The organism is Georgenia sunbinii (assembly GCF_036421875.1).
GTDB lineage: Bacteria > Actinomycetota > Actinomycetes > Actinomycetales > Actinomycetaceae > Georgenia_B > Georgenia_B sunbinii.
On record NZ_JAZGOL010000001.1, the window covers coordinates 547726 to 573279 of the forward strand.

Consider the following 25554-nt stretch of genomic DNA (forward strand, 5'->3'; position numbering starts at 1 on the left):
CGAGGGGGTGGGGAGGGGGTGGGGACGGGGGTGGGACGGGCAAGGCCCCGCCCGGGCGTGCCGGGCGGGGCCTTGGGGACCTGATGTGGTGAGGTCAGGCAGCGGGGATCAGCGACCGCAGCACGTACTGCAGGATGCCGCCGTGGCGGAAGTACTCCGCCTCCCCGGGGGTGTCGATCCGCACGGTGCCGTCGAACTCCACCGTGGAGCCGTCGGTCCGGGTGGCGACGACGGAGACGGTCCGCGGCGTCGGCCCGTCGTTGAGGGCGCTGATGCCGGAGATGTCGAAGGTCTCGGTGCCGTCGAGGCCCAGCGACTCGGCGTTCTGGCCGGCCGGGTACTCCAGCGGCAGCACACCCATACCGATGAGGTTGGAGCGGTGGATCCGCTCGAAGCTCTCGGTGATGACGGCGCGCACCCCGAGCAGCGAGGTGCCCTTGGCCGCCCAGTCACGCGACGAGCCGGAGCCGTACTCCGTGCCACCGAGCACCACCAGCGGCACGCCGGCCTCGGCGTAGGCCTGCGCAGCGTCGAAGATGGTGGTCTGCTCGCCGGTGAGGAGGTTCTTGGTGAACCCACCCTCGACGCCGTCGAGCAGCTGGTTGCGCAGCCGGATGTTGGCGAAGGTGCCGCGGATCATCACCTCGTGGTTCCCGCGGCGCGAGCCGTAGGAGTTGAAGTCACGGCGCGCGACGCCGTGCTCGGCCAGGTACTTGCCGGCCGGGCTGTCGTGCTTGATGGAGCCCGCCGGAGAGATGTGGTCGGTGGTGACGGAGTCGCCGAGCTTGGCAAGCACGCGGGCGCCGCTGATGTCGGTGACCGCCTCCGGCTCCAGGCCCATGCCCTCGAAGTACGGGGGCTTGCGCACGTAGGTGGAGTCCTCGACCCACTCGAAGGTGTCACCCTCGGGGGTGTCCAGCGAGGTCCACCGCTCGTCGCCGGCAAACACGTCGGCGTAGTCGTCGACGAACATCTCCTGGTTGATGGAGTTGTCCATCGTCGTCTGGACGTCGGCCGGGGTGGGCCAGATGTCGGTGAGGAACACGTCCGTGCCGTCCTGGTCCTGGCCCAGCGGCTGGCTGACGAAGTCGAAGTCCATCGTGCCGGCGAGGCCGTAGGCGATGACCAGCGGCGGCGACGCCAGGTAGTTCATCTTGATGTCCGGGTTGATCCGGCCCTCGAAGTTCCGGTTGCCCGACAGCACCGAGACGACGGCGAGGTCGTTGTGGTTGATGACCTCGGAGACCTCCTCGGGCAGCGGCCCGGAGTTACCGATGCAGGTGGTGCAGCCGTACCCGACGAGGTGGTAGCCCAGCGCCTCGAGGTAGGGCCACAGGCCCGCCTTCTCGTAGTAGTTGGTCACGACCTTGGACCCCGGCGCCATCGAGGTCTTCACCCAGGGCTTGACCTGCAGTCCCCGCTCGACGGCGTTCTTGGCCAGCAGCGCGGCGGCAAGCATCACCGAGGGGTTGGAGGTGTTGGTGCACGAGGTGATCGAGGAGATCACCACGGCGCCGTGGTCGAGCTCGGTGACGGTGCCATCGGCCATCGTCAGCGGGACCCGGTTGCTGGGCCGGTGGGAGATCTCCTCGGCGGTGGCGACCGTGGCGTGCTCGGGCTGGAGCTCGTCCTCGAGGCCGTCGAAGTTCACCGGGTCGGAGGCCGGGAAGGAGTCGGCGATGGCGTCGTCGAGCTGGTCACCCACGCCGTTGCCGTTGCTGACGTAGTCCGGCAGCGTCGAGGCGAACGAGCCCTTGGCGTCGCTCAGCGCGACCCGGTCCTGCGGCCGCTTCGGGCCGGCGATCGAGGGGACCACGGTGGACAGGTCGAGCTCGAGGTACTCCGAGAACACCGGCTCGGTGCTCGGGTCGTGCCACAGGCTCTGCTCCTTGGCGTAGGCCTCGACCAGGGCGAGCGACTCGTCGTCACGGCCGGTGAGGCGCAGGTAGCCCATGGTGACGTCGTCGATCGGGAAGATCGCGGCGGTGGAGCCGAACTCCGGGCTCATGTTGCCGATGGTGGCGCGGTTGGCCAGCGGCACCTGCGCGACGCCGTCGCCGTAGAACTCGACGAACTTGCCGACGACGCCGTGCTCGCGCAGCAGCTGGGTGATGGTGAGGACGACGTCGGTGGCGGTGGCGCCCGACGGGATCGCTCCGGAGAGCTTGAAGCCGACGACCTTGGGGATGAGCATCGACACCGGCTGGCCGAGCATCGCGGCCTCGGCCTCGATGCCGCCGACGCCCCAGCCCAGGACACCCAGGCCGTTGATCATCGTGGTGTGGGAGTCGGTGCCCACGCAGGTGTCGGGGTAGGCCTGCAGGGTGCCGTCGACCTCGCGGGTCATCACGGTGCGGGCGAGGTACTCGAGGTTGACCTGGTGGACGATCCCGGTGCCGGGGGGCACCACCTTGAAGTCGTCGAAGGCGGTCTGGCCCCAGCGCAGGAACTGGTAGCGCTCGTGGTTGCGCTCGTACTCGATCTCGACGTTGCGCTCGAAGGCGTCGGCGCGGCCGAACACGTCGATGACGACGGAGTGGTCGATGACCAGCTCGGCCGGGGCGAGCGGGTTGATCTTCGTCGGGTCGCCACCGAGGTCGGCCATCGCCTCACGCATGGTGGCAAGGTCGACGACGCAGGGCACGCCGGTGAAGTCCTGCATCACCACCCGGCCGGGGGTGAACTGGATCTCGGTCGCCGGCGCGGCGGCCGGGTCCCACGACGCGAAGGCACGGACGTGGTCGGCGGTGACGTTCTTGCCGTCCTCGGTGCGCAGCAGGTTCTCCGCGAGCACCTTGAGGCTGTAGGGCAGGCGGTCGAGACCCTCGACGGCGTCGAGCCGGAAGATCTCGTACTCCTTCTCCCCCACCGTCAACGTCGACCTCGCGCCGAAACTGTCGATACTGCTCATCATCTGCTCCTTGCTGCTGCGGTCCCTGGTGCCGGCGTCATCGTTCCATGCCGGCACCGCGGCGGCCCCGCGTCGCGATCTCGTGAACCAAAAGTATCTTGATGTCAAGATACTTTGTTCTCGGGCCGATGTCACGCGCTGCCGGGCGTGTCGTGGCTGGCCAGCGCCCCCCCTTCGCCGAGAGCAGGATTGTCCACGCCCTGCGCCCCCACCCCCCCCTCGCCGAGAGCGGGATTATCCACGCCCTCCGCGCCACCCCCTTCGCTGAGAGCGGGATTGTCCACGTGCGGCCTCGTGCGCCAGTCGCGCGCACCGCGGACAATCCCGCTCTCGGTGACAATCCCGCTCTCGGCGAGAATCCCGCTCTCGGCGAGAATCCTGCTCTCGGCGATGATCCCGCGGGGGTGGTCAGCCGGCGGTGCGCTCGAGGACGGCGACGCACTCGACGTGGTGGGTGTGCGGGAAGAGGTCGTACCCCTGCAGGGACGTGGCGCGGTAGCCGTGCGAGCCGAGCGCCCGCAGGTCGCGGGCGAGCGCGGCCGGGTCGCAGGCGACGTAGACGATCCGGGCCGGACGCAGCGCGGCCACCGCGGCCGCCACCGCCTCCCCGGCGCCCGAGCGCGGCGGGTCGAGCACGACGACGTCGACCGCCCGGCCGTCGGCGCCGAGCTCGCCGACGACGGCGGGCGTCACCGGTGCCACGTGCACCTCGGCCTGCGGCACGTCGCGCAGGTTGCGACGGGCGTGGCGCACCGCGCCGGGGTCGACCTCGATGGCGTCCACCTGGCCGCCGGTGCCCACGGCGACGGCGAGCGGGAGGGTGAACAGCCCCGCCCCGGAGTACATGTCGACGACCCGGCCACCGTCGACCGGCCCGACGGCGTCGAGCACCGCGCCGACGAGCGTCGCCGGCGCGTCGCGGTGCACCTGCCAGAAGCCCTGGGCCCCGACCTCGTAGCGCAGCTCACCGAAGGGCCCGGTCACCATCTCGCGCACCGTGAGGCCGGCGTCCGGCACCGGCGCCGGGCGGCGCTGGTCGCGGCGCCCGCCACGCCCGCGGGTGTCGCGTCGCGCGCCGCGGCGGCCGGGGCGCGGGCCCGCCGGGCGGTGCTCGGTCACCGGTCGCGGCGGGCTGCCGTCGGGCAGCAGCAGCTGGCCGGCGGCGATGACGAGCGGGGCGCCGTCCGCGGGGGCGACGACGTCGATCCGGGTGCCGGGCGGCAGGCCTGCCCAGCGGCCGTCGGCGAAGAGGTCGAGGTCGCCGATCGCCGAGACGGCCAGCGGCATCTCCTCCAGCGCGACCACGTCGTGGCTGCGGTGGCGGAACATCCCGGCGCGCCCGTGGGTGTCGAGCACGAGGTCGATCCGGCTGCGGGTGCCGAGACCGCCGGTCTCGTCGTCGGCGCCGAGCGCGGCCACCGTCAGGTCGCCGAAGGCGTCCGGGGCGAACCGCCCGATCCGGGTGAGCGCGTCACGCAGCACCTCGGCCTTCCACCGACGCTGGGCCGGCAGCGACAGGTGCGCGAGCTCCCCGCCACCGACGCCGCCGGGACCCGCCTCGGGCCACACGCTCGGCACCCGGTCGGGCGAGGCCTCGTGGACGGTCACCGCCTCGCCCCGCCAGAACCGGCGGCCGTCACCGGCGTCGGTCAGCCGGACGTCGACGACCTCACCCGGTGCCGTGTGGCGGACGAACACGACCCGGCCGTCGACGCGGGCGACGCAGTGGCCGCCGTGCGCCGGCGCACCGACACTGACCCCGGTGAGGATCTCGGGGGTGTGGTCACTCATCGCTGGTTGCTCCTTGGGTGGGGTGGCGGGGCCCGGGGCCGATCTGCCAGGGCACGGTGGTCACGGTGGTGCGCGGCAGCTGGAGGAGCCGGTGGCGCAGCCGTCGCTCGGCGCCGCCGAGCAGCAGGCGTCGCAGCCCGCCGCCGGCGAGGACCTCCGGTGCGTAGACGGCCACCAGGCAGGTGGGGTCGGCGGCATGGATCTCGCGGACGTACTCCGCCACCGCGGAGCCGCGGTCACCGAGAGGGGCGGCCAGCTCCACGAGGGGGACGTCGAGGTCGGCGGCCAGCCACTGGCGGCGCAGCTCGGCGGCCTCCGCCTCACCGAGCGGCACCGTCACGGCCTCGAGGGAGGTGCTGCGCGCCGATCGGGCGTAGGCGACCGCGCGCATCGTCGCCCGGTCGAACCGGGTGACGACGACGATCGAGCGGACCAGCGCGGGCAGCGGGCGGTCCTCGGGCAGGTGCGCGACGGCCAGCTCGGCCTCGATCCTGCGACGGTGTCGGCTCACGTGCCACATCATCGCGAACATCGCGCCGATCACCACCACCGCCACCCAGCTCCCCTCCCCCAGGCCGCTCAGCAGCGCGAGCAGCAGCACGACGACGGTCACCGCTGCGCCGGCGGCGGTGACGAGCCGCGCGCGGCGGGCTGCGGCGCGCGGCCGCGGCTCGTAGTGCCGCTCCATCGCCCGCCGCCAGCGCCGCGACCCGGCGACCTGGCCGAGGGTCAGCAGCGTGAACACCGCGACGACGTAGCCGGGCACGAGCACCGCGACCGAGGCATCTGCGGCGGTGACGACGACCGCGGCGCCGAGGACGGAGGCAAGGACGACGGGGCGGGGGGCGACGGCGTCGCCGGGCACGGCGTCGCGGCCGAGCAGCGCGGCCCGCACGTCGGGGACCCGCCGCAGCGCCACGGCGCCGGCGAGCAGCAGCGACAGCGCGATCACCGTGACCGCCACCGTGGCGACGACGTCCCCGAGGGCGGCGACCGCGACCTGGTGGACGACCGGCGGGTTGCCGTCCTGGCCCGAGACGTCCGGCGGCACGGCGCCGACCTCCCGGGCGAGCGCGAGGAGGCCGAGCAGGGTCGCGGCGGCCCCCACCGCCAGCAGCAGGAAGTTGCGTCCGACGTTCCCCGGTCGGCGCCGCCCGGTCCGTGGCCCGGCACCGGTGGTCGTGACCCCGGCCAGCACGACGCTGCCGGCGGTCACCGCGCGGGCGAGCACGAGGGCGACGGCGAGCCCGCCGGCAGCCCGCCCGGCCGAGCCGTCGGCGAGCAGCTCCGGGGCCGCCGGCGCGGCGGGCAGGCTGCCGGACGCCAGCCGGACGAGCCCGACGACGACGACGGCCAGCAGCGCGGCGACGAAGCACCACAGCGCCCGCCACGAGATCCGGTCGACGGTGTCCCGGGGCAGCCGCGGGCCGAGCTGGGCGGCCCCGAGCAGCACGAGGAGGCCGATGACCAGGAGAGTCTCGGCCCCGCGCAGCTGGGGCACGAGCCCGGTGAGGAGATGGCCGGCGGCGGTGACCGACAGGCTCAGCAGCAGGACGTGGTCGACGAGCAGCGCGGCGGCGGCCACCATCGCGGGCAGGGGCCCGAGCTCGGCGCGCACGAGGGCGACGTCCCCGCCCGGCCCGGCCACCCGGCGCACCTGCCGCAGCGCGACGAGCACGACGGCGAGCACCAGCGCGACCGGCAGCGCGACCCACACCGCGACGTCGTGCGCGGCGGCGGTGCCGGTCGCGAGCACCGCGAGAACCGCCTCCGGAGCGTAGGCGACCGGCGACGCCGCGTGCAGGGCGGCGCCACCCGGCGGCACCGGCCGCGTGGCGTCCCGCTCCCAGGGGTCGGGGCCACCGAGCAGGGCGCGCCGGTACCCCGTCGATTCACTCACCGCGCCATGCTAGGCCGCAGACCCGCCGCCGCGGCGCCCGGTACCGGTACGGTTCTGCTGTGCACTTCGTCATCATGGGCTGCGGCCGGGTCGGCGCCTCGCTGGCCACCCAGCTCGACGCCGCCGGTCACTCCGTCGCGGTCCTCGACCAGAACCCGGACGCGTTCCGCCGGCTGCCCGAGCAGTTCGACGGCCAGCGGGTCACCGGGCTGGGTTTCGACCGCGACGCGCTCTCGCAGACCGGGATCGAGGACGCCTACGGCTTCGCGGCCGTCTCCAGCGGTGACAACTCCAACATCCTCGCTGCCCGGGTGGTGCGCGAGACCTTCGGCGTCGAGAACGTCGTCGCCCGCATCTACGACCCGCGGCGCGCCGAGGTGTACCAGCGGCTGGGGATCACGACGGTCGCCACCGTGCGGTGGACGTCGGACCAGGTGCTGCGCCAGCTGCTGCCGATGGGGGCGGTCGCCGAGTTCCGCGACGCCTCCGGCCGGGTGGCGCTCGTGCGCGTCGACGTGCACCACGACTGGGTCGGGCGCCCGACGGCCGACCTCGAGCGGGCCTCCGGCGCCCGGCTGGCCTACCTCACCCGCCTCGGCGTGGGCACCGTCCCTGACGGCGCCACCGTCCTGCAGGAGAACGACGACGTCCACGTGCTCGTCCCGGTCGACCGGGTGGACGCCGTGCAGCGCGTCCTGGCCGACCCGCCGGGGGTGGACTGATGCAGGTCGTCATCGCCGGTGCCGGCAGCGTCGGGCGCTCCATCGCGCGCGAGCTGCTCGGGCACGGCCACACCGTGACCCTCATCGACCGGCAGCCGGCCGCGATGCGGATCGCCAGCGTCGCCGACGCCGAGTGGCAGCTCGCCGACGCCTGCGAGATCTCCAGCCTCGCCGAGGCCCGGGTGGACCAGGCCGACGTCGTCGTCGCAGCCACCGGGGACGACAAGGCGAACCTGGTGATCTCGTTGCTCGCCAAGACCGAGTTCGCGGTGCCGCGGGTCGTTGCGCGGGTGAACAACCCGAAGAACGAGTGGATGTTCGACGAGGCCTGGGGGGTCGACGTCCAGGTCTCCACACCGCGGATCATGGCGGCGCTGGTCGAGGAGGCCGTCTCGGTCGGCGACGTCGTCCCTATCTTCACCTTCCAGGGCTCGGGCACGAGCATGCACGAGGTGACGCTGGCGCTCGAGAGCCCCGGCGTCGGCAGCCTCGTCCGTGACCTGACGTGGCCGGCCGGCACCTTCCTCGCCGCGATCATCCGCGGCGAGGAGCCCATCGACCCGGTCGGTGACGACCAGCTCGTCGCCGGCGACCGGCTGCTCTTCGTGCTCAGCCGGTCGGCTGATCCCGCGGCGCTGCAACGGCAGCTGGTTCCCGCACCAGGACCCACGTCGCCCACAGCGCCAGGGCCCACAGCGGCACACCCATGACCAGCCGGGCGGTGCCCAGCCAGCCGACCGACGCGTCGAGGTAGAGCGGCAGCTGCACGGCCAGCCGCGCGCCGAACAGCCCCACCCACAGCCAGGTGCCCCAGTAGTAGCGCCGCCGCCGGACCTGCAGCGCCGGGTCGGTGCGCCAGCCGAAGCCCTCCTGGCGCAGCAGCGAGACGATGATGCCGATGACCGGCCACCGCACCGCGATCGAGACGAGCAGGACCACGGCGTAGGCGGCGTTGGTCAGCAGGCCGAAGACGTAGAAGTCCTGCGCCTCCCCCGACCGCCATGCCCAGAACACGCCGATCCCGACCCCGAGGATCCCGCCGAGGGCCTGGGTCACCGGCGTGCCGCCGACGAGGCGGACGACGACGAGCACGAGCGCCACCGCCAGCGACGCGACGAGCGGCGGCGCCAGCTCACGGGTGATGATGTAGACGACGACGAAGACGAGACCGGGCAGCACCGACTCGATGAGCCCGCGCACCCCGCCGATCGACTCGGCGAGCGAGAAGTCCTCACCGACGACCTGCCGGAGCCCACCGCCACCCGGCGCGGCGCCGGCGGTTGTCGGCTCAGCACCGGCGGCTGCCGGCTCGGCGCCCGCCACCACGCCGTCGTCCTGGGACGGTCCGGACGGTGCACTCATGGGGAGTCCTCACTGAAGAGCTGGTAGACGGGGTTGAAGATGACCGGGCGGTGCCGGCCGGCGGAGACCATGCCCTCGGCCCGCAGCCGCCGGCCCGGCGCGACGCCGGGAACCGTGCGCCGACCGAGCCAGACGAGGTCGATGCTGCCGGTGGCGTCGTACAGCCGGGCCACCAGCGACGGCGGACTACCGGCTGCCGGGTAGGTCACCGCGGCGACCGCGCCGCTGACCGTCACCCGGTGACGGGGCCGCGCGGTGGCGGCGGTCGTCAGGTCGGGCACGGCCGGTCAGCGGATCTCGGTGATCTCCGGGCCTCGACGCGTCGGGTCGAAGTCCGGCTCGTCCGTAGCTGCGGTCTCCTCGGTCGCCGCGTCGGACGTGGTCGGCAGCGTCAGGTGGAGGACGTCACGGGGCGCCCGCGGCTCGGTGCCGCGCACGACGACGACGTCGGCGAACAGCTCCTCGAGCCGGGCGGCGGCGTCCGGGTCGATCGCTGCGCGGCCGCTGATGACACCACGGAGGAACCACCTCGGCCCGTCGACGCCAAGGAACCGCGCCGGGCGGTGCCCGCTGCGCCCCTCGGGAGTGGTGACCGGCAGCCGGGCGAGGAGCTCGCGGCCGAACGGTCCGTCGACCTCGTCGGCGGTGCCGCCCTGCTTCTCCACGGAGGCAGCGATCTCCGGGCGGAGCTCGTCCCAGAGCCCCTGCGTGCGGGGTGCGGCGAAGGCCTGCACCTGGAGGGCGGAGCCGGCCACCGAGATGCTCGTGGCGACGACCTTGCCGGTCTTCTTCTCCACCTCCATCCGCAGCTTGAGGCCCGGGCGGGCGGGCACGCGCAGTGCACCGAGGTCGATCCGGGTGCCGAGCTCGGGGACGTGGGTGACGTCCCACGGCCCACGGTCGGGCGCCGGCTCGGCCGCCGGCTGCTCGTCAGCGGTGGTGCCGGGCGCATCGACCGCCGCGGGGGTGTCCGCGGGCTCGTCGCGCTTGCGCCGACGGGAGAACAGTGCCATCAGTTGCCTCCTGCATGGGCGGCTTCCCAGCCGCCGGTGGATCCGAGACCGCCAGCGCCGCGGGCGGAGTCCGGTAGCTCGTCGACCACCGTGAAGCGCGCCGTCGCGACCCGCTGGAAGACCAGCTGGGCGATGCGGTCGCCCCGCGCCAGCCGGACGGTGTGCTGCCGGTCGGTGTTGAGCAGGATCACCGCGATCTCGCCGCGGAACCCTGCGTCCACCGTACCCGGCGCGTTGACCACCGTCAGGCCGTGCCGGGCGGCGAGCCCGGACCGCGGGTGGACCAGCGCCACCCAGCCGGGGGGCAGCGCCAGCGCGACGCCGGTCGCCACCGCGGCCCGCTCGCCCGGTTCGAGGACGACGTCGTGGCGTGCGTAGAGGTCGGCGCCGGCGTCACCGGCGTGCGCGTAGTGCGGTACCGGCAGGTCCGGGTCGAGCAGCTGCAGGGGGATGTCAACGAGGCTGTGGTCGGTCACGGGTGCGACTGTAGTGATGTTCGGCGCGCCTGACCGCATCGGTCCGTCCGGATCGACCACGCCGCGTCGGGTGGGGCACAGTAGGCCGGTGACCAGGAACTCCGCGCCGTCGTCGGCGCCACTCTACCGTGAACGGCTGCTGCCCCGCGTGACCACCCTCGCGCTGGCGGTGCTCGGCGGCGCTGCCGTCGGTGCCATCCCGTGGGTCTTCAGCACGACGGCGGGCTACGTCGTCGGGGCGTTCGCCGCGGTCGTCTTCGTCGGCCTGCTCCTGGCGAGCTCGCCGCTGGTGGTGGTCGACGTCGGTGACGTCGCCGCTGGCCAGCCACCGAGCCTGCAAGCCGGCCCCGCCCACATCGAGCTCGAGCACCTCGGGGAGCCCGAGGTGCTCGATGCCGACGGCATGCGTCTGGCCATGGGCCCGCAGGCGCACCTGCGGGCGTACGTGTGCCAACGTCCCTGGATCAGTCGCGGCGTGAAGGTCGCCGTGACCGACCGGAGGGACCCGGCCCCGTACTGGTTGGTCGCCAGTCGGCGCCCGGCCGCGCTGGCGCAGGCGTTGCGGCAGGCTGGTCAGGCAGCGCACTCCGAGCAGACCAGCTGGCCGCCGTCCTCGTAGGCGAGCTGGCTGCGGTGGTGGACGAGGAAGCAGCGCGAGCAGGTGAACTCGTCAGCCTGTCGCGGCAGCACCCGCACGGAGAGCTCCTCGTTGCTGAGGTCGGCGCCGGGAAGCTCGAAGTCCTCTGCGGCGTCGCCCTCGTCCTCGTCCACGGCCGGAGAGTTCTTCTCGGCCCGACGGGCCTTGAGCTCCTCGATCGAGTCCTCGGAGAGGTCCTCTTCGTTCTTACGCGGTGCGTCGTAGTCGGTCGCCATGTAGACGTCACGCTCCACTGGTTGTGTGTCGATAGGGGGGTACGGCTCGTGCCGTACCTAGGAAACGTCCGGCCGCTGCCGATGTTCCCGAGGCACCCGGATTGTGCCTCATGGAACCTCTCGGCGTAACCCGTTGGGCTCGATCAGACGATGAGGTTCCGCGTACTTCCGCGACAAACCTCCACCACCCCCGTCAGTGCGTGTGACTGACCTCTCAGCCGGCGTCGCCGATGCCGTGGGAGTCGAGCAGGGCGAGGAACGCCTCGACCGTGACCGACGGACCACCGACGGTCAGCGCGGACTCCCCGTGGCCCCGGCGCCGGACGACGCCACCGGCCTCGGCGAGCACCAACGCGCCCCCGGCCATGTCCCACGGGTTGAGGTGCTGCTCGTAGAAGAAGTCGAGCCGACCCTCCGCCACGAGGCACAGGTCGATCGCCGCCGACCCCAGCCGGCGGATGTCACGGACCTCGGGCAGCACCACGGTGAGCAGCTGCGCCTGCGCGGCGCGCCGGTCGGCGGTGTACGCGAAACCGGTGCCGGCGAGCGACCGCCCGAGGGGCGCCGCCTCCCCCAGCCGCAGCGCCACGCCGTCGGCGAACGCTCCCCCGCCGCGCGCCGCGGTCCAGGTGCGGCCGGTGGCCGGGGCGTGGACGGCCGACGCGAGCAGCGTCCAGGTGTCCGGGTCCGGCTCACCGGAGACGACGGCGATGCTCACCGAGTAGTCGGCGAGGCCGTAGACGAAGTTCGTCGTGCCGTCGATCGGGTCGACCACCCAGGTGAGACCGGAGGTTCCCAGCTTCGCCTCCTCCTCCTCACCGAGCACGGCGTCGGCCGGTCGGGCCTCGGCGAGCCGGCGGCGGATGAGCGCCTCGGCGGCGCGGTCGACCTCGGTCACGAGGTCGACGCCGCTGCTCTTCGTGGCGGCCACCGAGACGGTGCCGTGGGTAGCCTCGCGGACGAGCTGCCCGGCCTCGCGGGCGATACGCTCCGCCAGGTCCATGAGGTCGGCGGGCGTGGCGTCCGCGCTGGCGGGGATCGGATCGTGGGACATCGGTTGCGGCCTCCTGGCGACGTGAGCGACCCACCATCCTTGCAGGGGTTGGCGAACACACCGAGTCCAATCCGGCATCTGACCCCGCGGCGGTGGCACCCTCGTGGGGACACCTCGAAGGGGGACGACCATGCTCGAGCTCGAACTCGTCGGGCTGCACGGCGACGGCGAGAGCCTCACGCTCGCCGGGCCCGACGGCCAGCGGTACCAGCTCCGCCTCGACGACGCCCTGCGGGCCGCGGTCCGCCGCGACCGTCCGCAGATGGAGCAGATCCGCGCCGGCCAGGCACCGCTGCGCCCCAAGGACATCCAGGCCCGCATCCGGGCCGGCGCCACCGCCGCGGAGGTGGCCCACGAGGCCGGCCTGCCGATCGAGCACGTCCAGCGCTACGAGGGCCCGGTCGTGGCCGAGCGGCAGTGGGTCACCGAGCAGGCACGCCGCTTCACCATCGGCCACGGCGGGGACGCCCCGCTGCTCGGGGACCTCGTCGTCGACCGGCTCGCCACCAGGGAGGTCGACCACCAGCGGATCGAGTGGGACGCCGTGCGTGGCAGCGACCGCACCTGGGTGCTCGTGCTGCGGTTCACCGCCGGCGATCGTGACCGCACCGCCCGGTGGCAGGTCGACCTCGGCTCGCGCAGCAGCGTCGCGCTCGACGACGAGAGCCGCTGGCTCTCCGAGACCGAGGTGGCCCCCGCCCGGCCGGCGGCCCGCCGCCACCTGTCCCCGGTCCGGCCCTACGACGTCGAGGCCGACGGTGACGTCGGCCCGGCCATCGCGGCGGTCGACGCCGACCTCGCCCACGACTCCGGCGACGACGACCACGCCTTCGGGGACCTGCCCGCGGCAAGCACCGACGACCTGCTCGCCGAGCTGCGCGCCAACCGCGGCACCCGCCACGACGTCGAGGATGCCCTGCCCGAGGACGACCCGCTGACGCTGTGGGACATGCCCCCCGCGGCGCACCCCCCGGCGTCGCGGAGCCACGAGGCCACCGATGCCCACGTCTTCCCGCTGCCCCGCGGGGCGCGTCCCATCACCGCGGAGACTCCCGCCGCCGAGCCGGCGAAGCCCACCGAGCCCGCAGCGCCGGCCGAACCGACGCCCCCGGCGGCCGAGCGCTCCGGGGCCGGTGAGGAGCCCAGCAAGCGCCGCCGCACCTCACGCTCGCGCCGCGCGAGCGTGCCGAGCTGGGACGAGATCGTCTTCGGGGCCAAGCCGGACTGACCGGCGCCGGGCCGTTCAGCCCAGCAGGGTCGGCGGGCTGAGGGCGGGAGCTGCGGTGCTGGCCGCCGTCATCTCACGACGGTGGTGGCGCCGGCACAGCACCTCGTACCCGGAAACGCCTGGGTCGGCGTCGGCGTCGGCGCCGACCGTGTCGCCGATGACGATCTGCTCACCGGTGGTCACCATCCGGCCGTCCTGCGTCCGCGCGTTGTGGGTCGCGCGCTGCCCGCACCAGCACAGCGCCTCCACCTGCAGCCGCTCGATCCGGTCAGCGAGCTCGACCAGCCGGGCGGAGCCGGGGAACAGCTGGGTGCGGAAGTCGGTGGCGATACCGAAGGCGTAGACGTCGATCGCCATGTCGTCGACGATCCGGGCGAGCTGCTCGACCTGTGCCGCCGAGTAGAACTGCGCCTCGTCGCACACGAGGTAGTCGACCCGTTCGCCGTGGGTGCGGCGCCGGACGACCTCCTGCCAGAAGTCGGTCTCCGCGGTCGCCTCGACCGCCGGCACCGCGAGCCCCAGCCGGGAGGACAGCCGGCCGCTGCCGGCACGGTCGTCGCGGCTGAAGATGATGCCGGCGAGGCTTCGACGGCGGTGGTTGTAGTCGGTCTGCAGCGCGAGCGTCGACTTCCCGGAGTCCATCGTGCCGAAGAAGAAGACGAGCTCGGCCACCTCAGACCACCAGCCGCAGCAGCGGGATCTCGAGCTCCTGCGGCGTCAGCGAGCCGTGCACCCCGACGAGTGCGATCGACGCCGCCGTCTGCGTCCGTGAGTCCACGACGGCACGGGAGCCGCGAGCCGCGACGACGACGTCGCCCACGGTGGCGCGGTGGCGCTCGTTCAGCGGGCCGAAGAGACCAAAGGCCTCGGCCTCCTCGCGCAGCAGCACCCAGGCGCTGTCCTCGAGGACGTCACGCCACCGGGCGGCGACCGCCTCGGCGCGCCCTGGCAGCGTGTGGACGTGAGACGCCCTGGGCTCGCCGGCGACGAGCGTGACGTCGCGGGCGAGCTCGGGCACCTCGGCAACGTCGACGCGCGAGTCGGCGGCGAGGTCGATCATGCCGTGGTCGGCGGTCACGAGCAGCAGCGTGCCGCGCGGCAGCCGGCTCGCCAGCCGGGAGAGCTCGGCGTCGACCAGCTCGACGGCCTCGCCCCACGCGGACGAGCCCCAGCCCTGCTGGTGGCCGACCTTGTCGACGTCGCCCCAGTACAGGTAGACGAGGTCGGTGTCGGCGCCGCGCAGCAGCTCGCAGGTCGCGTCGACGCGGTCGGCGAGCGAGTCCCCCGCGACGAACCGTGGGCCGCGCAGCGCCGCCTCGGTCAGGCCCGAGCCGATGAACCGGCTGGGCCCGACGCTGGTGACCCGCCGGCCCCACGACTCCACACCGAGCTGCTCGACGAGGGTGTCGGCCGGCTGCCAGTCCCGTGGCGCGACGGTGGCGTCCTCCCAGCTGACCAGGTTGAGCAGCCGGCCGTCGGCGGGGTTGCGCACGCTGTAGCCGAGCATCCCGGTCTGCCCGGGGACGCAGCCGGTGCCGAACATGGTGAGGCTGGCGGCCGTGGTCGACGGGTAGCCGCTGGTGAGGGTGAGCGAGTCGGGCCGCAGGCCGCGCAGGAACGGCGCGTGCCCACCGCGCTGGGCGAGCAGCTGGGCGCCGAGGCCGTCGATGAGCACCACGCAGGCCTTGCGGGCGCGCGGCAGCCCGAGCAGCTCACGGTCCGCGGCCGAGGACCGCCCGTGGCTGGTGGTCGGGGCACCGACGGCGTCGAGTGCGGCCGGCATGACGGCCCGCAGCGAGGCGCCGTCGTAGTCGGGCAGCCGAAAGTCGGCCGGCAGCTCGGTCACTGAGCCGACACCGTGGCGGCTGACAGCTCCCGGGCGAAGGCCAGCGCCTTGTCGAGGGCGTCGGCGCCCTCGGCCTGGGCACTGATCCGCATGACGACGTCCTCGGGGGTGAGGAAGCCGGTGTAGCCGTGGTCGGCGTCGCAGTCGGGGTCGCCGCAGCTGGCCGGCGCGATCTCGACCTGCTGGGCGCCGCCCCAGGTGACCGCGATGGTCAGCTCCTCGACCTGGATCCCGCCGTGCGTCTCGGCTGGGTCGCTGACGCCGTGGGTGAGCGCGACGGACGCGATGCGGTGCAGCGGCACCGCCTCGGTGGTCGCCGCCGCGGTGGGGATGTCGTCGGTCGGCACGTCGTCGACGTGCGCCATCACCAGCCGGGTGGGGGTGAGTGCGAGCGCGGTCAGGTGCCGGCGGACCTCGCGTGAGTCGAAGGTGGTCTCCGGGTGCACGAGGTAGGCGCGGACCTCCTCGCCGGCGAGTGCGACGTCGAGCACCCCGGAGACGAGCGTCGGGTAGTACCCGGCGCGATCGAGGTCGGCACGCAGCCGCTGTTGCAGGTCGGAGCTCATGTTGCGGTTCGCCACGGCTCCATCTTGGCACCACCGGCGACCATTCCCGGCAGCACGCGTCGGCCGGAGTCGGTCCGGCCCGGTGACGCGACGTCGACGGTGGCCGCGAGAACGGCGGCACCGCGCCGCCCGACGAGCACCGGGTTGAGCACGACCCGGCTCACCTCCGGCAGGTCGTCGGTGAGCACCGACACTCGCGCGACGACGTTCTCCAGCGCCCGGGTGTCGAGCACCGGCAGGCCGCGGTGGCCGAACAACCGTGGGGCGGCGCGCGGTGCGCGGATCATCTCGGCCACGTCGACGTCGGTCAGCGGCGGGATCCGGTAGGAGACGTCACCGAGCAGCTCGACGGCGTCTCCCCCGAGCCCGAAGGACACCACCGGGCCGTAGAGCTCGTCCTCGTTGCCGCGGACGACGCATGCGACGCCCGCTGGTGCCATCCGCTGCACCTCGAAGCCGGCCCCGGTCCGCGCGACCTGCTCGAGGTCGTGGGTCATGCCGGCGACCGCGGCCCGCACCTCGGCAGCGGTCCGCAGGTCGAGCCGCACCCCGCCGAGGTCCGCGCGGTGGCGCAGCACCTCGTCGCGGGTCTTGAGCGCGACCGGCCAGCCGAGCTGCTCGGCGGCAGCGACGGCCTCGTCGGCGTCGGCGACCGGGACAGCCGGCAGCACGCTGAGGCCGTAGCAGCCGAGGAGCTGCTCGGTGAGCTCGGCCGGCAGCCGGGTGTGCTCGCCGGCCGCGAGGCCACGGACGTACGGTGCCAGCAGCTCGCGGGCGCGCGCCGGCGCGATGCCGCTGGGATCGACGAGCGTGCCGCGGTCCGCCTCGCGCCACCGGACGTGACCGACCGCACCGGCGAGCGAGGCGACGGCGTCGGCCGGGGTCGCGTAGGCGGGCACCGTGCGCCCGTCGGCAGTGAGCTCGGCGGTGAGGCCGAGCAGGTCATCGACGGCGGCGAGCACCGGGCGGTCCAGGCCGGCAGCCTCCCCTGCCACGGTGTGCCACACGTCCGGTGCAGGGTCACCGAGCGGCGGGTGGTGCAGCACGATGAGCGCGTCCCACGCGTCGTCGCGCGCCAGCGACTGCAGCGCCCGGCGGTAGTCGTCGCCGGACGCGGTCGGTGCCAGCGCCGTCAGCCCGTCGACCGGCTGCAGCCCACGCGCGCGTGCCTCACCGCCGACGATCGCCACCAGCGCGGCAGAGTTCCCGGTGATCGCCACGCGCGGGCCGCGGGGCAGCGGCTGGGAGGCGAACAGCTGGGCGAGGTCGAGCATCTCCTGGCGGCCGGTCGCCCGGATGACGCCGGCCTGGTCGAACATCTGGGCCAGCGCGCGGTGCGGCTCGCGGGTCCGGCGCACCGAGTGCCCGGGGGGCGCGAGCTGGCCGGTCTGGCCGCTGACGACGGCGATGAGCGGGACCCTGGCGCTCAGCCGGCGCGCGATTCGGGAGAACTTGCGGGGGTTGCCGATCGACTCGAGATTGACGGCGGCGACCTTGACCTCCGGGTCGTCGCGCCAGGCCTGCATGGCGTCGTTGCCCGAGACGTCGGCGCGGTTGCCGGCGGAGATGAAGTTACGCAGCCCGATGCCGCGAGCCTGCACAGCGGCGAGCAGTCCGCTGCCCATGGCGGCGGACTGGCAGAACAGCCCGAGGCCGCCGTCGGCGACGCCGGGCCGCAGCGTCGCGTCGAGCCGGCCCTGGCTACCGTGCGCGATGAGCCCGTAGGACGCCGGACCGAGCAGCCGCATGCCGGCGGCCCGGGTGCGACGCACCAGCTCCTGCTGCCGTGCGAGGCCGTCGTCGCCGGCCTCGGCGAACCCGCCGGAGAGCACGATGACGGCGTGGACGTCGAGCCGCTCGAGGCGCCCGACGGCGTCGATGACGGCGTCAGGGTCACCGCCGAGCACGGCGAGGTCGGCGCTGCCCGGGACGATGTCCTCGAGCGAGTCGTGGACCTGGGCGCCCGGCAGCGTCGCGGGTGCCAGGCCCACCGCATGGACCTGCCCGTGGAACGTGCCGGCGGTGATCGTCTCGGCGGCGCGCTGCGCGTACACCTGCCAGTCACCGCCCAGGCCGACGACCACCACCGAGCCGGCGGCGAGCAGCGCCCGCATGCTCGAGGACTCGGCGTGCTGCTCGCGCTCGGCCATCACCGCCCAGGACCGGCCGGTCTCCTCGATGTCGAACTCGACCCGGAGCACGCCGTCGTCCATCTGCTGGGCCACGTCGTAGCCGGCGTCGCGGAACACGTTGATCATCCGGGCGTTCGCGGGCAGCACGTCGGCCGCGAAGCGCACCACGCCACGTTCCCGGCCGGCCGCGGCGAGGTGCTCGAGGAGCACCGAGCCCACGCCGCGCCCGTGCTCGGAGTCGGCGACGTAGAACGCCACCTCGGCGGTCTCCGGCTCGTACCGGTCGTAGCGGCCGACGGCGACGATGTCCTCGCCGTCGGTGAGCACCAGGCCCACCCGGTCGTCATGGTCGACGTGGGTGAAGCGGTGCAGGTCGCGCTCGCTCAACCGTGCCATCGGGGCGAAGAACCGGTAGTACTGCGACGTGGTGGACTGCCGCTGGTGCATCGCCTGCAGCGCGTCGGCGTCCGAGGGGAGGATGGGACGGATGTGCATGGTGAGCCCGTCGCGCAGCACGACGTCGGCCTCCCAGTGCCCTGGGTAGGCCGGTCCGGTCGAGCCCTCGCCCTCCACGCTCACTCCCCCAGCCTAGTTGCCCGTCGCTCCCGTGCTCCGGCGCGGCCCGCTCCACCGCGGCGTCCCGGACCGTGATGTCCGCCCGCATGGCGGGTTGGGCACGGCGACGGCGGCTCGCCGGGTGACAATGGCGCCATGGCCAGAGGCACCACCCCCGCACCGCAGACCGAGCACATCGTCGACATCGACGTCTCCACCGAGATGGAGGGCTCGTTCCTCGAGTACGCCTACTCGGTCATCTACTCCCGAGCGCTGCCCGACGCGCGTGACGGCCTCAAGCCGGTCCAGCGCCGGATCCTGTTCCAGATGGACCAGATGGGCCTGCGCCCCGACCGCGGCCACGTGAAGTCCGCGCGCGTCGTCGGCGACGTCATGGGCAAGCTCCACCCGCACGGCGACACCGCCATCTACGACGCGCTCGTGCGGATGGCACAGGACTTCTCGCTGCGGGTGCCGCTCGTCGACGGCCACGGCAACTTCGGCTCGCTCGACGACGGCCCCGCCGCGCCGCGGTACACCGAGGCCCGGCTGGCCGCGCCGGCGCTGCTGATGACGGCCGGGCTCGACGAGGACGTCGTCGACTTCGTGCCGAACTACGACAACCAGCTGCAGCAGCCCGACGTACTGCCGGCGGCGATGCCCAACCTGCTGGTCAACGGTGCCTCCGGGATCGCCGTCGGGATGGCCACGAACATGGCGCCGCACAACCTCGTCGAGGTCATCGCGGCGGCCCGCCACCTCATCGCCAACCCCGAGGCGGACCTCGCCGAGCTCATGCGGTTCGTGCCCGGCCCGGACCTGCCCACCGGCGGCAAGATCGTCGGCCTCGACGGCATCCGCGACGCCTACGCCACCGGCCGCGGCTCGTTCCGCACCCGGGCGACGACACACCTGGAGAACGTCACCGCGCGCCGCCGCGCGATCGTCGTCACCGAGCTGCCCTACCTCGTCGGCCCGGAGAAGGTCATCGAGAAGATCAAGGAGGCGGTCCAGGCCAAGAAGGTCCAGGGGATCACCCGGGTCGACGACTTCACCGACCGGTCGCACGGCCTGCGGCTCGTCATCGAGGTGAAGAACGCGTTCAACCCCGAGGCGGTGCTCGAGCAGCTCTTCCGGTACACCCCGATGGAGGACTCCTTCGGGATCAACAACGTCGCGCTCGTCGACGGCCAGCCCCGCACCCTCGGGCTGCGCGAGCTGCTCGTCGTCTACGTCGAGCACCGGATCAGCGTGGTGGGGGGGGGGGTCGCCGTCATCCGCAGCTCCGACGACGCCGACGCCGCCCGTGAGCGGCTCCGGGTGATCTTCGAGCTGTCCCAGCTGCAGGCGGACTACATCCTCGAGCTCCGGCTGCGCCGGCTGACGAAGTTCTCCCGGATCGAGCTCGAGGGCGAGCGCGACGAGCTGGCCCGTGAGATCGAGGCCCTCGCGGCGATGCTCGCCGACGAGACGCTGCTGCGCACCGCGGTCTCCGACGAGCTCGCCGCGGTGGCGGCCGAGCACGGCACCCCGCGCCGCACCGTGCTGCTCGAGCACGCCGGCGGACCGGCGACCAGCGCGGCCACCGGCCGCGCGGCGTCCACCGCGATGCCGCTCGAGGTACCGGACGAGCCGTGCTGGGTGCTGCTCTCGGGCACCGGGCTCGTCGCCCGCGCCGCCGACGAGCCCTCCCGGCACGGGCCGCGCACCGCCCACGACGCGATCGTCTCCGCCATCCCGGCGACCACCCGCAGCGCCGTCGGCGTGGTGCTCAGCAGCGGCCGCTGCGTGCGGCTCGACGTGCTCGACGTCCCTTCCCTGCCGCCCACCGACAGCGCACCCGGGCTCGCCGGCGGCGCCCCGCTCGCCGAGCTGGTGCCCCCGGAGCGCGGTGAGCGGGTCGTCGCCCTGGTCCGGCTCGACGACGACGCCCCGCCGGTGGCGCTGGCCACCGCCCGCGGCACGGTCAAGCGGGTCGGCCCGGGTGACCGCCCCGGCAACCGGGACAGCTGGGAACTCATCTCCCTCAAGGACGGCGACGCCGTCGTCGGTGCGGCCCACGCCACCGATGACCACCGTCTCGTGCTGGTGAGCAACGACACCTCGCTGCTGCACTTCGCCGCCGGGACCGTCCGGCCGCAGGGCCGCACCGCCGGCGGGATGGCCGGCATCAAGCTGTCGGCGGACGCCCAGGTGGTGGCCTTCAACGTCATCCACCCCGACGACGTCTCCCGCAGCTTCGTCGTCACCGTCGCCGGCTCCGCCGCGGCGCTGCCCGGCACCGTCCCCGGCAGCGCGAAGGTCACCCCCTTCGACCGCTACCCCGGCAAGGGACGCGCCACCGGCGGCGTGCGCTCCCACCGCCTGCTGCGCGGCGAGGACACGCTCACCTCCGCTTGGGTCGGTCTCGCCCCGATCCGGGCGACCGGTTCCGGCGGCCAGCCGGTCGACCTGCCGGAGGTCGACGAGCGCCGCGACGGCTCCGGCCGGCCCCTCGCCGCCCCCGTCGTAGCCATCGGCTGACCCCCAAACTCGTCTCCCCACACCGCCCTCCATCACCGACAGCGGGATTGTCCGCGACAGCCGACTTGTCACCGACAGCGGGATTGTCCCCGACAGCCGACTTGTCACCGACAGCCGACTTGTCACCGACGGCGGGATTGTCCGCAGCGGTGGACAATCCCGCTCTCGGCGCTGAGGGCTGGGCGGGGCAGGCGAGAGGGCTGGACAGGCGGGAGGGCTGGGCGGGGGTTAGAGCGTCAGGGTGTAGACGGCGGAGCCGCGGGTGGGCTCGTAGCCGAGGTGGCCGAAGAGCCCGAGGTCGGCGTGCGGGGAGGCCATCTCGACGCCCAGGCCGGCGTAGCCCATGCCGTCCGCGGCGTAGGCGCGCATCGCGGTGGCGAGCAGCCCGGTGGCGACCCGCATCCCGCGCCACTCGCGGCGGACGCCGAGGATCTCGGTGTAGCCCTCGGTCCAGCCCTGCGCCTCCCAGTCGCCCTCGTAGCGCCCGGAGATGAGATAGCCCGCCACTCGCGCCCGGTCGCTGGAGCGGTCGAGTGCGACGAAGCTCCACGTCGGTGCGAAGAACGTCCGGCCCTGGGACCACGTCTCGGTGGTGTGCTGCTCCCCGGCGCGGGCGTCGGCGAAGGCGTCGTTGTGGGCACGCCGGACGGCGTCGTCAAGCTCAGGGGTCCACGGCTCCACGGTGACCCTGCCGTGCGGGACGACGTCCGGGATCGGCACTGCCAGGTCGCGGCGCATCTCGGTGTACCAGCGCGTCTGGTGGAAGCCGGCCCGCACGAGCATGTCGTGGACGTCGTCGAGGCCTTCCTCGACGTGGATCACCGCTTCGGCGGCGTCGTGGCCGGCGGCCGCGACGATCTGCCGGGCGGCGCGCACCTCCCACTCGAGGAGTGCGGTGCCGATGCCGCGGCTGCGCCACGCCGGGTGCACGCCGCCGTCGCACTGCGCGCGGTCCTGCGGGCCGCCGGCGCGTACCCGCACGATGCCGTAGGCGCGAGGCACGCCGTCGGCGTCGACGCCGATCGTCATCGCCGACCCGATACCGCCGGAGACCGGGTCGAAGGTCTCGGCCGACTCCTCGGCGGTGGTCCGGTACGGCGGGTCGTCGTGCGCCTCGATCGCTGCGAGCAGCTCGACGAGGGCATCGTTGTCCGCGGGCAGCAGGGGGCGCCAGGACAGGCCGTCGCCGGCCGTGGGCGTCACCGTCTCCTCGAGCATGGCACGACGATACGGCCTCGACCCGCTACCACCCATATCGCCGCCGCAGCCACGCTAGATCTCGATCGTGTAGAGGATCCGGGCGCCGCCCGCCTCATAGCCCATCCGCTCGTAGAAGCGGTGCGCGCCGGACGGGTTGGCGTCGTCGACGTCGAGACCGGCGACGTCGACGCCGTCACGGTGCAGCGCGACAAGCACGGTGCCGAGCAGCGCCCTCGCGAGGCCGCCGCCCCGGTAGGGACGGCGCACACCGATGAGCTCGGTGAAACCCTCGCTGTGGCCCAGCGCCGGCCACTGGTAGTCGTGACGGGCGGTGAGCGCGTAGCCGGCGACCTCGCCGGACGAGGTGTCCACCGCCACCATGCTCCACCCCGGCTCGATGTCAGACAGCGAGGAGGACCAGGACTCCTCGCTCACCGGCTGCGAGCCCCAGTGGTCCTGGAACGCCTCGTTGTGGGCGACGCGGACGGCGTCGTCGATCTCCGGGTCCCAACCGCGGATCTCGATGCCCTCGGGCACCGGCGCGGGGACTGGCTCGGGGCCGCCGGACAGCGGCCGGCGCATCTGCCGGAAGGTCCGCTTGGGACTGAAGCCGGCGGCCGCGTAGAGGCGACGGCGGTCGTGCAGGTGTTCGTCGATGTAGGCGCCGATCCGGCCAGGCAGTGCCTGGTCGAGCGTGGCGAGGATCTGCCGCGCTCGGCCGTCCTGCCACTCGAGCAGCGCGCGACCGACGCCGCGCCCGCGCCAGGTCGGGTCGATCGACGCGCTGATGAACACCCGTGCGGTGGTCTCGTCACCGAGCGGCGAGTGGACGAAGGCGGCTGCCCGCAGCTGCCCGGCACCGTCGAAGCCACCGAGGCTGTCAGCGGTGGCCGCCGGCCTGGTCAGGATCTTCTCGGCGTCCAGCGGGCTGGTGCGCATGAGTGGCTCGTCAACGGCCTCGCAGCGCTGCGCGAGCGCGTGAAGGGCCGCGGCGTCGTCGGCGGCGAGCGGGCGCCAGGTGAGGCCGAGGTGCGGCCCCGGCACGGCGGCGGTGGTCGGGGGCGCAGCGCGCGTGGCGAGTGGCTCGGGCATGGCTTGGATCCTAGAGGTCGGCGCCGGTCAGGCGTCGATCCGCTCCCGGTCGACGTGCTCCGCGCCGGCGACGATGAACTCCTTGCGCGGGGCGACGTCGTTGCCCATGAGCAGCTCGAAGACCCGCTCCGCCTCGACGACCGCGGCGGCGTCGTCCATCGTCACCCGCCGCAACGTGCGGTGGGCGGGGTCCATCGTCGTCTCGGCGAGCTGATGGGCGTCCATCTCCCCCAGGCCCTTGTAGCGCTGGATCGGCTCCTTGTAGCGCTTGCCCTGCCGCTCGAGCTTGCGCAGCAGGGTGGTGAGCTCGGCCTCGGAGTAGGTGTAGAGCTTCTCGCCCTTCTTGCCGCCGGAACCGGCGAGCTCCACCCGGTGCAGCGGCGGGACCGCGGCGAACACCCGGCCGGCCTCCACCAGCGGGCGCATGTACCGGAAGAACAGCGTGAGCAGCAGGGTGCGGATGTGGGCGCCGTCGACGTCGGCGTCGGTCATGAGCACGACCTTGCCGTACCTGGCGGCGTCGAGGTCGAAGGTGCGACCCGAACCGGCGCCGATGACCTGGATGATCGAGGCGACCTCGGCGTTGCGCAGGATGTCCCCCGGGGACGCCTTCTGGACGTTGAGGATCTTGCCCCGGATGGGCAGCAGCGCCTGGAAGTCGCTGGACCGGGCGAGCTTGGCCGTGCCCAGCGCGCTGTCCCCCTCGACGATGAACAGCTCGGAACGCTCGACGTCGTCGGTGCGGCAGTCGGCGAGCTTGGCCGGCAGCGTGGATGTCTCGAGGGCGTTCTTGCGGCGCGAGATCTCCTTGGACAACCGGGCCTGTACCCGGGCGCGCATCTCGCCGACGACTTTCTCGAGGACGTCGGAGGACTGCTGCTTGACGCCACGCTTGGTCGAGGTGAGCAGCGCGCCGAGCTCCTTGTCGATGACCCGCCCGACGATGGCCCGGACCGGTGCGGTGCCGAGCACCTCCTTGGTCTGGCCCTCGAACTGCGGCTCCGGCAGCCGTACCGTGACGACGGAGGTCAGCCCGGCGAGGACGTCGTCCTTCTCGATCTTCGGGTCCTTGGCGGTCACCTTCAGCCGCCGGGCGTTCGCCTCGATCTGCTTGCGCACGGTGCGCAGCAGGCCCTGCTCGAAGCCGGCGAGGTGGCTGCCGCCCTTGGGGGTGGCGATGATGTTGACGAAGGTGCGCACCGTGGTCTCGTAGCCGGTCCCCCAGCGCAGCGCGATGTCGACGTCGCAGGTGCGCTCGACGTCCTTGGGCGCGAGGTGACCGTTGTCGTCGAGCTGCTGCACGGTCTCGGTGAAGGTGCCGCTGCCGGTGAGGTGCCACACGTCGGTCACCGGCGGGTCGATCGCGAGGAAGTCGGCGAAGTCGATGACGCCGCCGTCGTGCTGGAAGACCTCCTCGACCGGGCCGTCGGCTCCCGGGGTACCTGGCAGCCGCCGTTCGTCGCGCACCGTGATCCGCAGGCCCGGCACGAGGAAGGTGGTCTGCCGCGCGCGGATGACGAGCTCCTCGTAGGAGAACGCCGCCGAGGACGGGAAGATCTGCGGGTCGGCCCAGTACCGCACGCGGGTGCCGGTGCGGGTCTTGGGCACCTTGCCGGCGATGGACAGCTCGCTCTGCTCGATGAACGGCGTGAACGGCGAGTCGGGCCCGACGCCGGCGCGGTCGTCGAAGGTGCCCGGCTCACCCCGGTGGAAGGTCATCCGGTGGGTCTTGCTGCCACGGTCGACCTCGACGTCCAGGCGCGCGGACAGCGCGTTGACGACGGACGCGCCGACGCCGTGCAGCCCGCCGGAGGCGGCGTAGGAACCGCCGCCGAACTTCCCGCCGGCGTGCAGCTTGGTGAAGACCACCTCGACGCCGGACAGGCCGACTGAGGCCACGGTGTCGACCGGGATGCCACGACCGTTGTCCCGGACCTCCACGGAGGAGTCCTCGTGGAGGACGATCTCGATGGCGTCGCCGTGGCCCTCGAGCGACTCGTCGACGGCGTTGTCGATGACCTCCCACAGGCAGTGCATGAGGCCGCGGGAGTCGGTCGAGCCGATGTACATCCCGGGTCGCTTGCGGACCGCCTCGAGCCCTTCGAGGACGGACAGGTGGCGGGCGGTGTACTGCGCGGGGGACGCGGTTGACTTGGGTGGCACCCACAGATCATACGAACTCGCCGGCGCCAGCCCGGGAGGCTCCCCGCCGGCGGTGGACAAATCCGGCGGCGGGCGGGCCGGTGCGGAGACCTGGCGCACAGCGACAGTCCGCTGGCAGCGAACTGCTGCGCCCCCGGGGCATGCACC

21 protein-coding genes are annotated in these 25554 nt (G+C 73.5%); 5 read left to right on the forward strand and 16 right to left on the reverse strand.

Annotated elements, in window-relative coordinates; genetic code table 11:
* Positions 1-94 precede the first annotated feature (94 nt).
* From acnA to V2J52_RS02635, 3 genes are all read right to left on the reverse strand, one after another.
* The gene (gene acnA / locus V2J52_RS02625) at positions 95-2911 is read right to left on the reverse strand and encodes an aconitate hydratase AcnA (protein WP_331226097.1); all 2817 of its coding nucleotides are present in this window, start codon (positions 2909-2911) and stop codon (positions 95-97) included.
* 408 nt (positions 2912-3319) lie between these two features.
* Positions 3320-4702, reverse strand: a complete 1383-nt coding sequence (locus V2J52_RS02630; protein WP_331226098.1) for a class I SAM-dependent RNA methyltransferase — start codon at positions 4700-4702, stop codon at positions 3320-3322.
* A complete protein-coding gene (locus V2J52_RS02635) occupies positions 4695-6602 on the reverse strand; it encodes a hypothetical protein (RefSeq protein ID WP_331226099.1) in 1908 nt (635 codons plus the stop codon). Before V2J52_RS02635 ends, V2J52_RS02630 begins: the two co-directional genes overlap by 8 nt.
* A gap of 74 nt (positions 6603-6676) precedes the next feature.
* On the opposite strand from V2J52_RS02635, the gene V2J52_RS02640 reads away from it, so the two are divergent.
* Both V2J52_RS02640 and V2J52_RS02645 read left to right on the forward strand, forming a co-directional pair.
* Complete coding sequence (locus V2J52_RS02640; protein WP_331226485.1) at positions 6677-7324, forward strand: potassium channel family protein; 648 nt, start codon at positions 6677-6679, stop codon at positions 7322-7324.
* The gene (locus V2J52_RS02645; protein ID WP_331226100.1) at positions 7324-8034 is read left to right on the forward strand and encodes a potassium channel family protein; all 711 of its coding nucleotides are present in this window, start codon (positions 7324-7326) and stop codon (positions 8032-8034) included. Before V2J52_RS02640 ends, V2J52_RS02645 begins: the two co-directional genes overlap by 1 nt.
* On the opposite strand, the gene V2J52_RS02650 is transcribed toward V2J52_RS02645, so the two are convergent.
* Genes V2J52_RS02650 through dut form a run of 4 tightly spaced genes read right to left on the reverse strand, consistent with a single transcriptional unit; the run spans position 7934 to position 10214 of the window.
* Complete coding sequence (locus tag V2J52_RS02650) at positions 7934-8686, reverse strand: DUF3159 domain-containing protein (protein ID WP_331226101.1); 753 nt, start codon at positions 8684-8686, stop codon at positions 7934-7936. The two genes, V2J52_RS02645 and V2J52_RS02650, sit on opposite strands and share 101 nt — an antisense overlap.
* Entirely contained in the window at positions 8683-8967 is a 285-nt protein-coding gene (locus tag V2J52_RS02655; protein WP_331226102.1) for an OB-fold nucleic acid binding domain-containing protein, read from the reverse strand. The genes V2J52_RS02650 and V2J52_RS02655 overlap by 4 nt, the downstream gene beginning before the upstream one ends.
* 6 nt (positions 8968-8973) lie before the next feature.
* The gene (locus V2J52_RS02660) at positions 8974-9699 is read right to left on the reverse strand and encodes a DUF3710 domain-containing protein (RefSeq protein ID WP_331226103.1); all 726 of its coding nucleotides are present in this window, start codon (positions 9697-9699) and stop codon (positions 8974-8976) included.
* Positions 9699-10214 (reverse strand): dUTP diphosphatase, encoded by a 516-nt coding sequence (gene dut / locus V2J52_RS02665; protein WP_491062155.1) that lies wholly within the window; start codon positions 10212-10214, stop codon positions 9699-9701. The genes V2J52_RS02660 and dut overlap by 1 nt, the downstream gene beginning before the upstream one ends.
* A gap of 49 nt (positions 10215-10263) precedes the next feature.
* Between dut and V2J52_RS02670 the strand changes: the two genes are divergently transcribed.
* Positions 10264-10794: a DUF3093 domain-containing protein gene (locus V2J52_RS02670; protein WP_331226105.1), complete on the forward strand. Its 531-nt coding sequence runs from the start codon at positions 10264-10266 to the stop codon at positions 10792-10794.
* On the opposite strand, the gene V2J52_RS02675 is transcribed toward V2J52_RS02670, so the two are convergent.
* Together V2J52_RS02675 and V2J52_RS02680 are read right to left on the reverse strand one after the other, a co-directional pair.
* A complete protein-coding gene (locus V2J52_RS02675) occupies positions 10749-11048 on the reverse strand; it encodes a DUF4193 domain-containing protein (protein WP_331226486.1) in 300 nt (99 codons plus the stop codon). The genes V2J52_RS02670 and V2J52_RS02675 overlap by 46 nt on opposite strands.
* A gap of 214 nt (positions 11049-11262) precedes the next feature.
* Positions 11263-12102, reverse strand: coding sequence for an inositol monophosphatase family protein (locus V2J52_RS02680; RefSeq protein WP_331226106.1), 840 nt, complete (start codon positions 12100-12102; stop codon positions 11263-11265).
* Between the two features lie 130 nt (positions 12103-12232).
* Between V2J52_RS02680 and sepH the strand changes: the two genes are divergently transcribed.
* Positions 12233-13330, forward strand: coding sequence for a septation protein SepH (sepH, locus tag V2J52_RS02685; RefSeq protein WP_331226107.1), 1098 nt, complete (start codon positions 12233-12235; stop codon positions 13328-13330).
* A gap of 15 nt (positions 13331-13345) precedes the next feature.
* Here the strand turns inward: sepH and V2J52_RS02690 are convergent, their stop codons facing one another.
* The 4 genes from V2J52_RS02690 to V2J52_RS02705 are packed head-to-tail and all read right to left on the reverse strand — an operon-like array spanning position 13346 to position 18453.
* Positions 13346-14002 (reverse strand): thymidine kinase, encoded by a 657-nt coding sequence (locus V2J52_RS02690; protein WP_331226108.1) that lies wholly within the window; start codon positions 14000-14002, stop codon positions 13346-13348.
* A gap of 1 nt (position 14003) precedes the next feature.
* Positions 14004-15176, reverse strand: coding sequence for an alkaline phosphatase family protein (locus V2J52_RS02695; RefSeq protein ID WP_331226109.1), 1173 nt, complete (start codon positions 15174-15176; stop codon positions 14004-14006).
* On the reverse strand, positions 15173-15742 hold the full coding sequence (locus V2J52_RS02700) for a DUF5998 family protein (RefSeq protein ID WP_331226488.1): 570 nt from the start codon (positions 15740-15742) through the stop codon (positions 15173-15175). The genes V2J52_RS02695 and V2J52_RS02700 overlap by 4 nt, the downstream gene beginning before the upstream one ends.
* Positions 15739-18453 carry a bifunctional acetate--CoA ligase family protein/GNAT family N-acetyltransferase gene (locus V2J52_RS02705; RefSeq protein ID WP_331226110.1) on the reverse strand — a complete coding sequence of 905 codons (2715 nt, stop codon included), beginning with the start codon at positions 18451-18453 and terminating at the stop codon, positions 15739-15741. Before V2J52_RS02705 ends, V2J52_RS02700 begins: the two co-directional genes overlap by 4 nt.
* A gap of 132 nt (positions 18454-18585) precedes the next feature.
* Here V2J52_RS02705 and V2J52_RS02710 point away from each other — a divergent pair, with 132 nt between their 5' ends.
* Positions 18586-20952: a DNA gyrase/topoisomerase IV subunit A gene (locus tag V2J52_RS02710; protein ID WP_331226111.1), complete on the forward strand. Its 2367-nt coding sequence runs from the start codon at positions 18586-18588 to the stop codon at positions 20950-20952.
* 228 nt (positions 20953-21180) lie between these two features.
* Here the strand turns inward: V2J52_RS02710 and V2J52_RS02715 are convergent, their stop codons facing one another.
* The 3 genes from V2J52_RS02715 to V2J52_RS02725 are packed head-to-tail and all read right to left on the reverse strand — an operon-like array spanning position 21181 to position 25407.
* Positions 21181-22170 carry a GNAT family N-acetyltransferase gene (locus V2J52_RS02715; RefSeq protein WP_331226112.1) on the reverse strand — a complete coding sequence of 330 codons (990 nt, stop codon included), beginning with the start codon at positions 22168-22170 and terminating at the stop codon, positions 21181-21183.
* A 54-nt stretch (positions 22171-22224) separates the two neighbouring features.
* Entirely contained in the window at positions 22225-23244 is a 1020-nt protein-coding gene (locus tag V2J52_RS02720; protein ID WP_331226113.1) for a GNAT family N-acetyltransferase, read from the reverse strand.
* 27 nt (positions 23245-23271) lie between these two features.
* Positions 23272-25407 (reverse strand): DNA gyrase/topoisomerase IV subunit B, encoded by a 2136-nt coding sequence (locus V2J52_RS02725; protein ID WP_331226114.1) that lies wholly within the window; start codon positions 25405-25407, stop codon positions 23272-23274.
* Positions 25408-25554: the final 147 nt, after the last annotated feature.

What these genes read in the sequence shown, in the direction of transcription:
- acnA (WP_331226097.1), bottom strand. Translation starts at nt 2,911, where the DNA reads ATGAGCAGTATCGACAGTTTCGGCGCGAGGTCGACGTTGACGGTGGGG.
- V2J52_RS02630 (WP_331226098.1), bottom strand. Translation starts at nt 4,702, where the DNA reads ATGAGTGACCACACCCCCGAGATCCTCACCGGGGTCAGTGTCGGTGCG.
- V2J52_RS02640 (WP_331226485.1), top strand. Translation starts at nt 6,677, where the DNA reads ATGGGCTGCGGCCGGGTCGGCGCCTCGCTGGCCACCCAGCTCGACGCC.
- V2J52_RS02645 (WP_331226100.1), top strand. Translation starts at nt 7,324, where the DNA reads ATGCAGGTCGTCATCGCCGGTGCCGGCAGCGTCGGGCGCTCCATCGCG.
- V2J52_RS02650 (WP_331226101.1), bottom strand. Translation starts at nt 8,686, where the DNA reads ATGAGTGCACCGTCCGGACCGTCCCAGGACGACGGCGTGGTGGCGGGC.
- V2J52_RS02660 (WP_331226103.1), bottom strand. Translation starts at nt 9,699, where the DNA reads ATGGCACTGTTCTCCCGTCGGCGCAAGCGCGACGAGCCCGCGGACACC.
- dut (WP_491062155.1), bottom strand. Translation starts at nt 10,214, where the DNA reads ATGCGGTCAGGCGCGCCGAACATCACTACAGTCGCACCCGTGACCGAC.
- V2J52_RS02675 (WP_331226486.1), bottom strand. Translation starts at nt 11,048, where the DNA reads ATGGCGACCGACTACGACGCACCGCGTAAGAACGAAGAGGACCTCTCC.
- V2J52_RS02680 (WP_331226106.1), bottom strand. Translation starts at nt 12,102, where the DNA reads ATGTCCCACGATCCGATCCCCGCCAGCGCGGACGCCACGCCCGCCGAC.
- sepH (WP_331226107.1), top strand. Translation starts at nt 12,233, where the DNA reads ATGCTCGAGCTCGAACTCGTCGGGCTGCACGGCGACGGCGAGAGCCTC.
- V2J52_RS02700 (WP_331226488.1), bottom strand. Translation starts at nt 15,742, where the DNA reads ATGAGCTCCGACCTGCAACAGCGGCTGCGTGCCGACCTCGATCGCGCC.
- V2J52_RS02710 (WP_331226111.1), top strand. Translation starts at nt 18,586, where the DNA reads ATGGCCAGAGGCACCACCCCCGCACCGCAGACCGAGCACATCGTCGAC.
- V2J52_RS02715 (WP_331226112.1), bottom strand. Translation starts at nt 22,170, where the DNA reads ATGCTCGAGGAGACGGTGACGCCCACGGCCGGCGACGGCCTGTCCTGG.
- V2J52_RS02720 (WP_331226113.1), bottom strand. Translation starts at nt 23,244, where the DNA reads ATGCCCGAGCCACTCGCCACGCGCGCTGCGCCCCCGACCACCGCCGCC.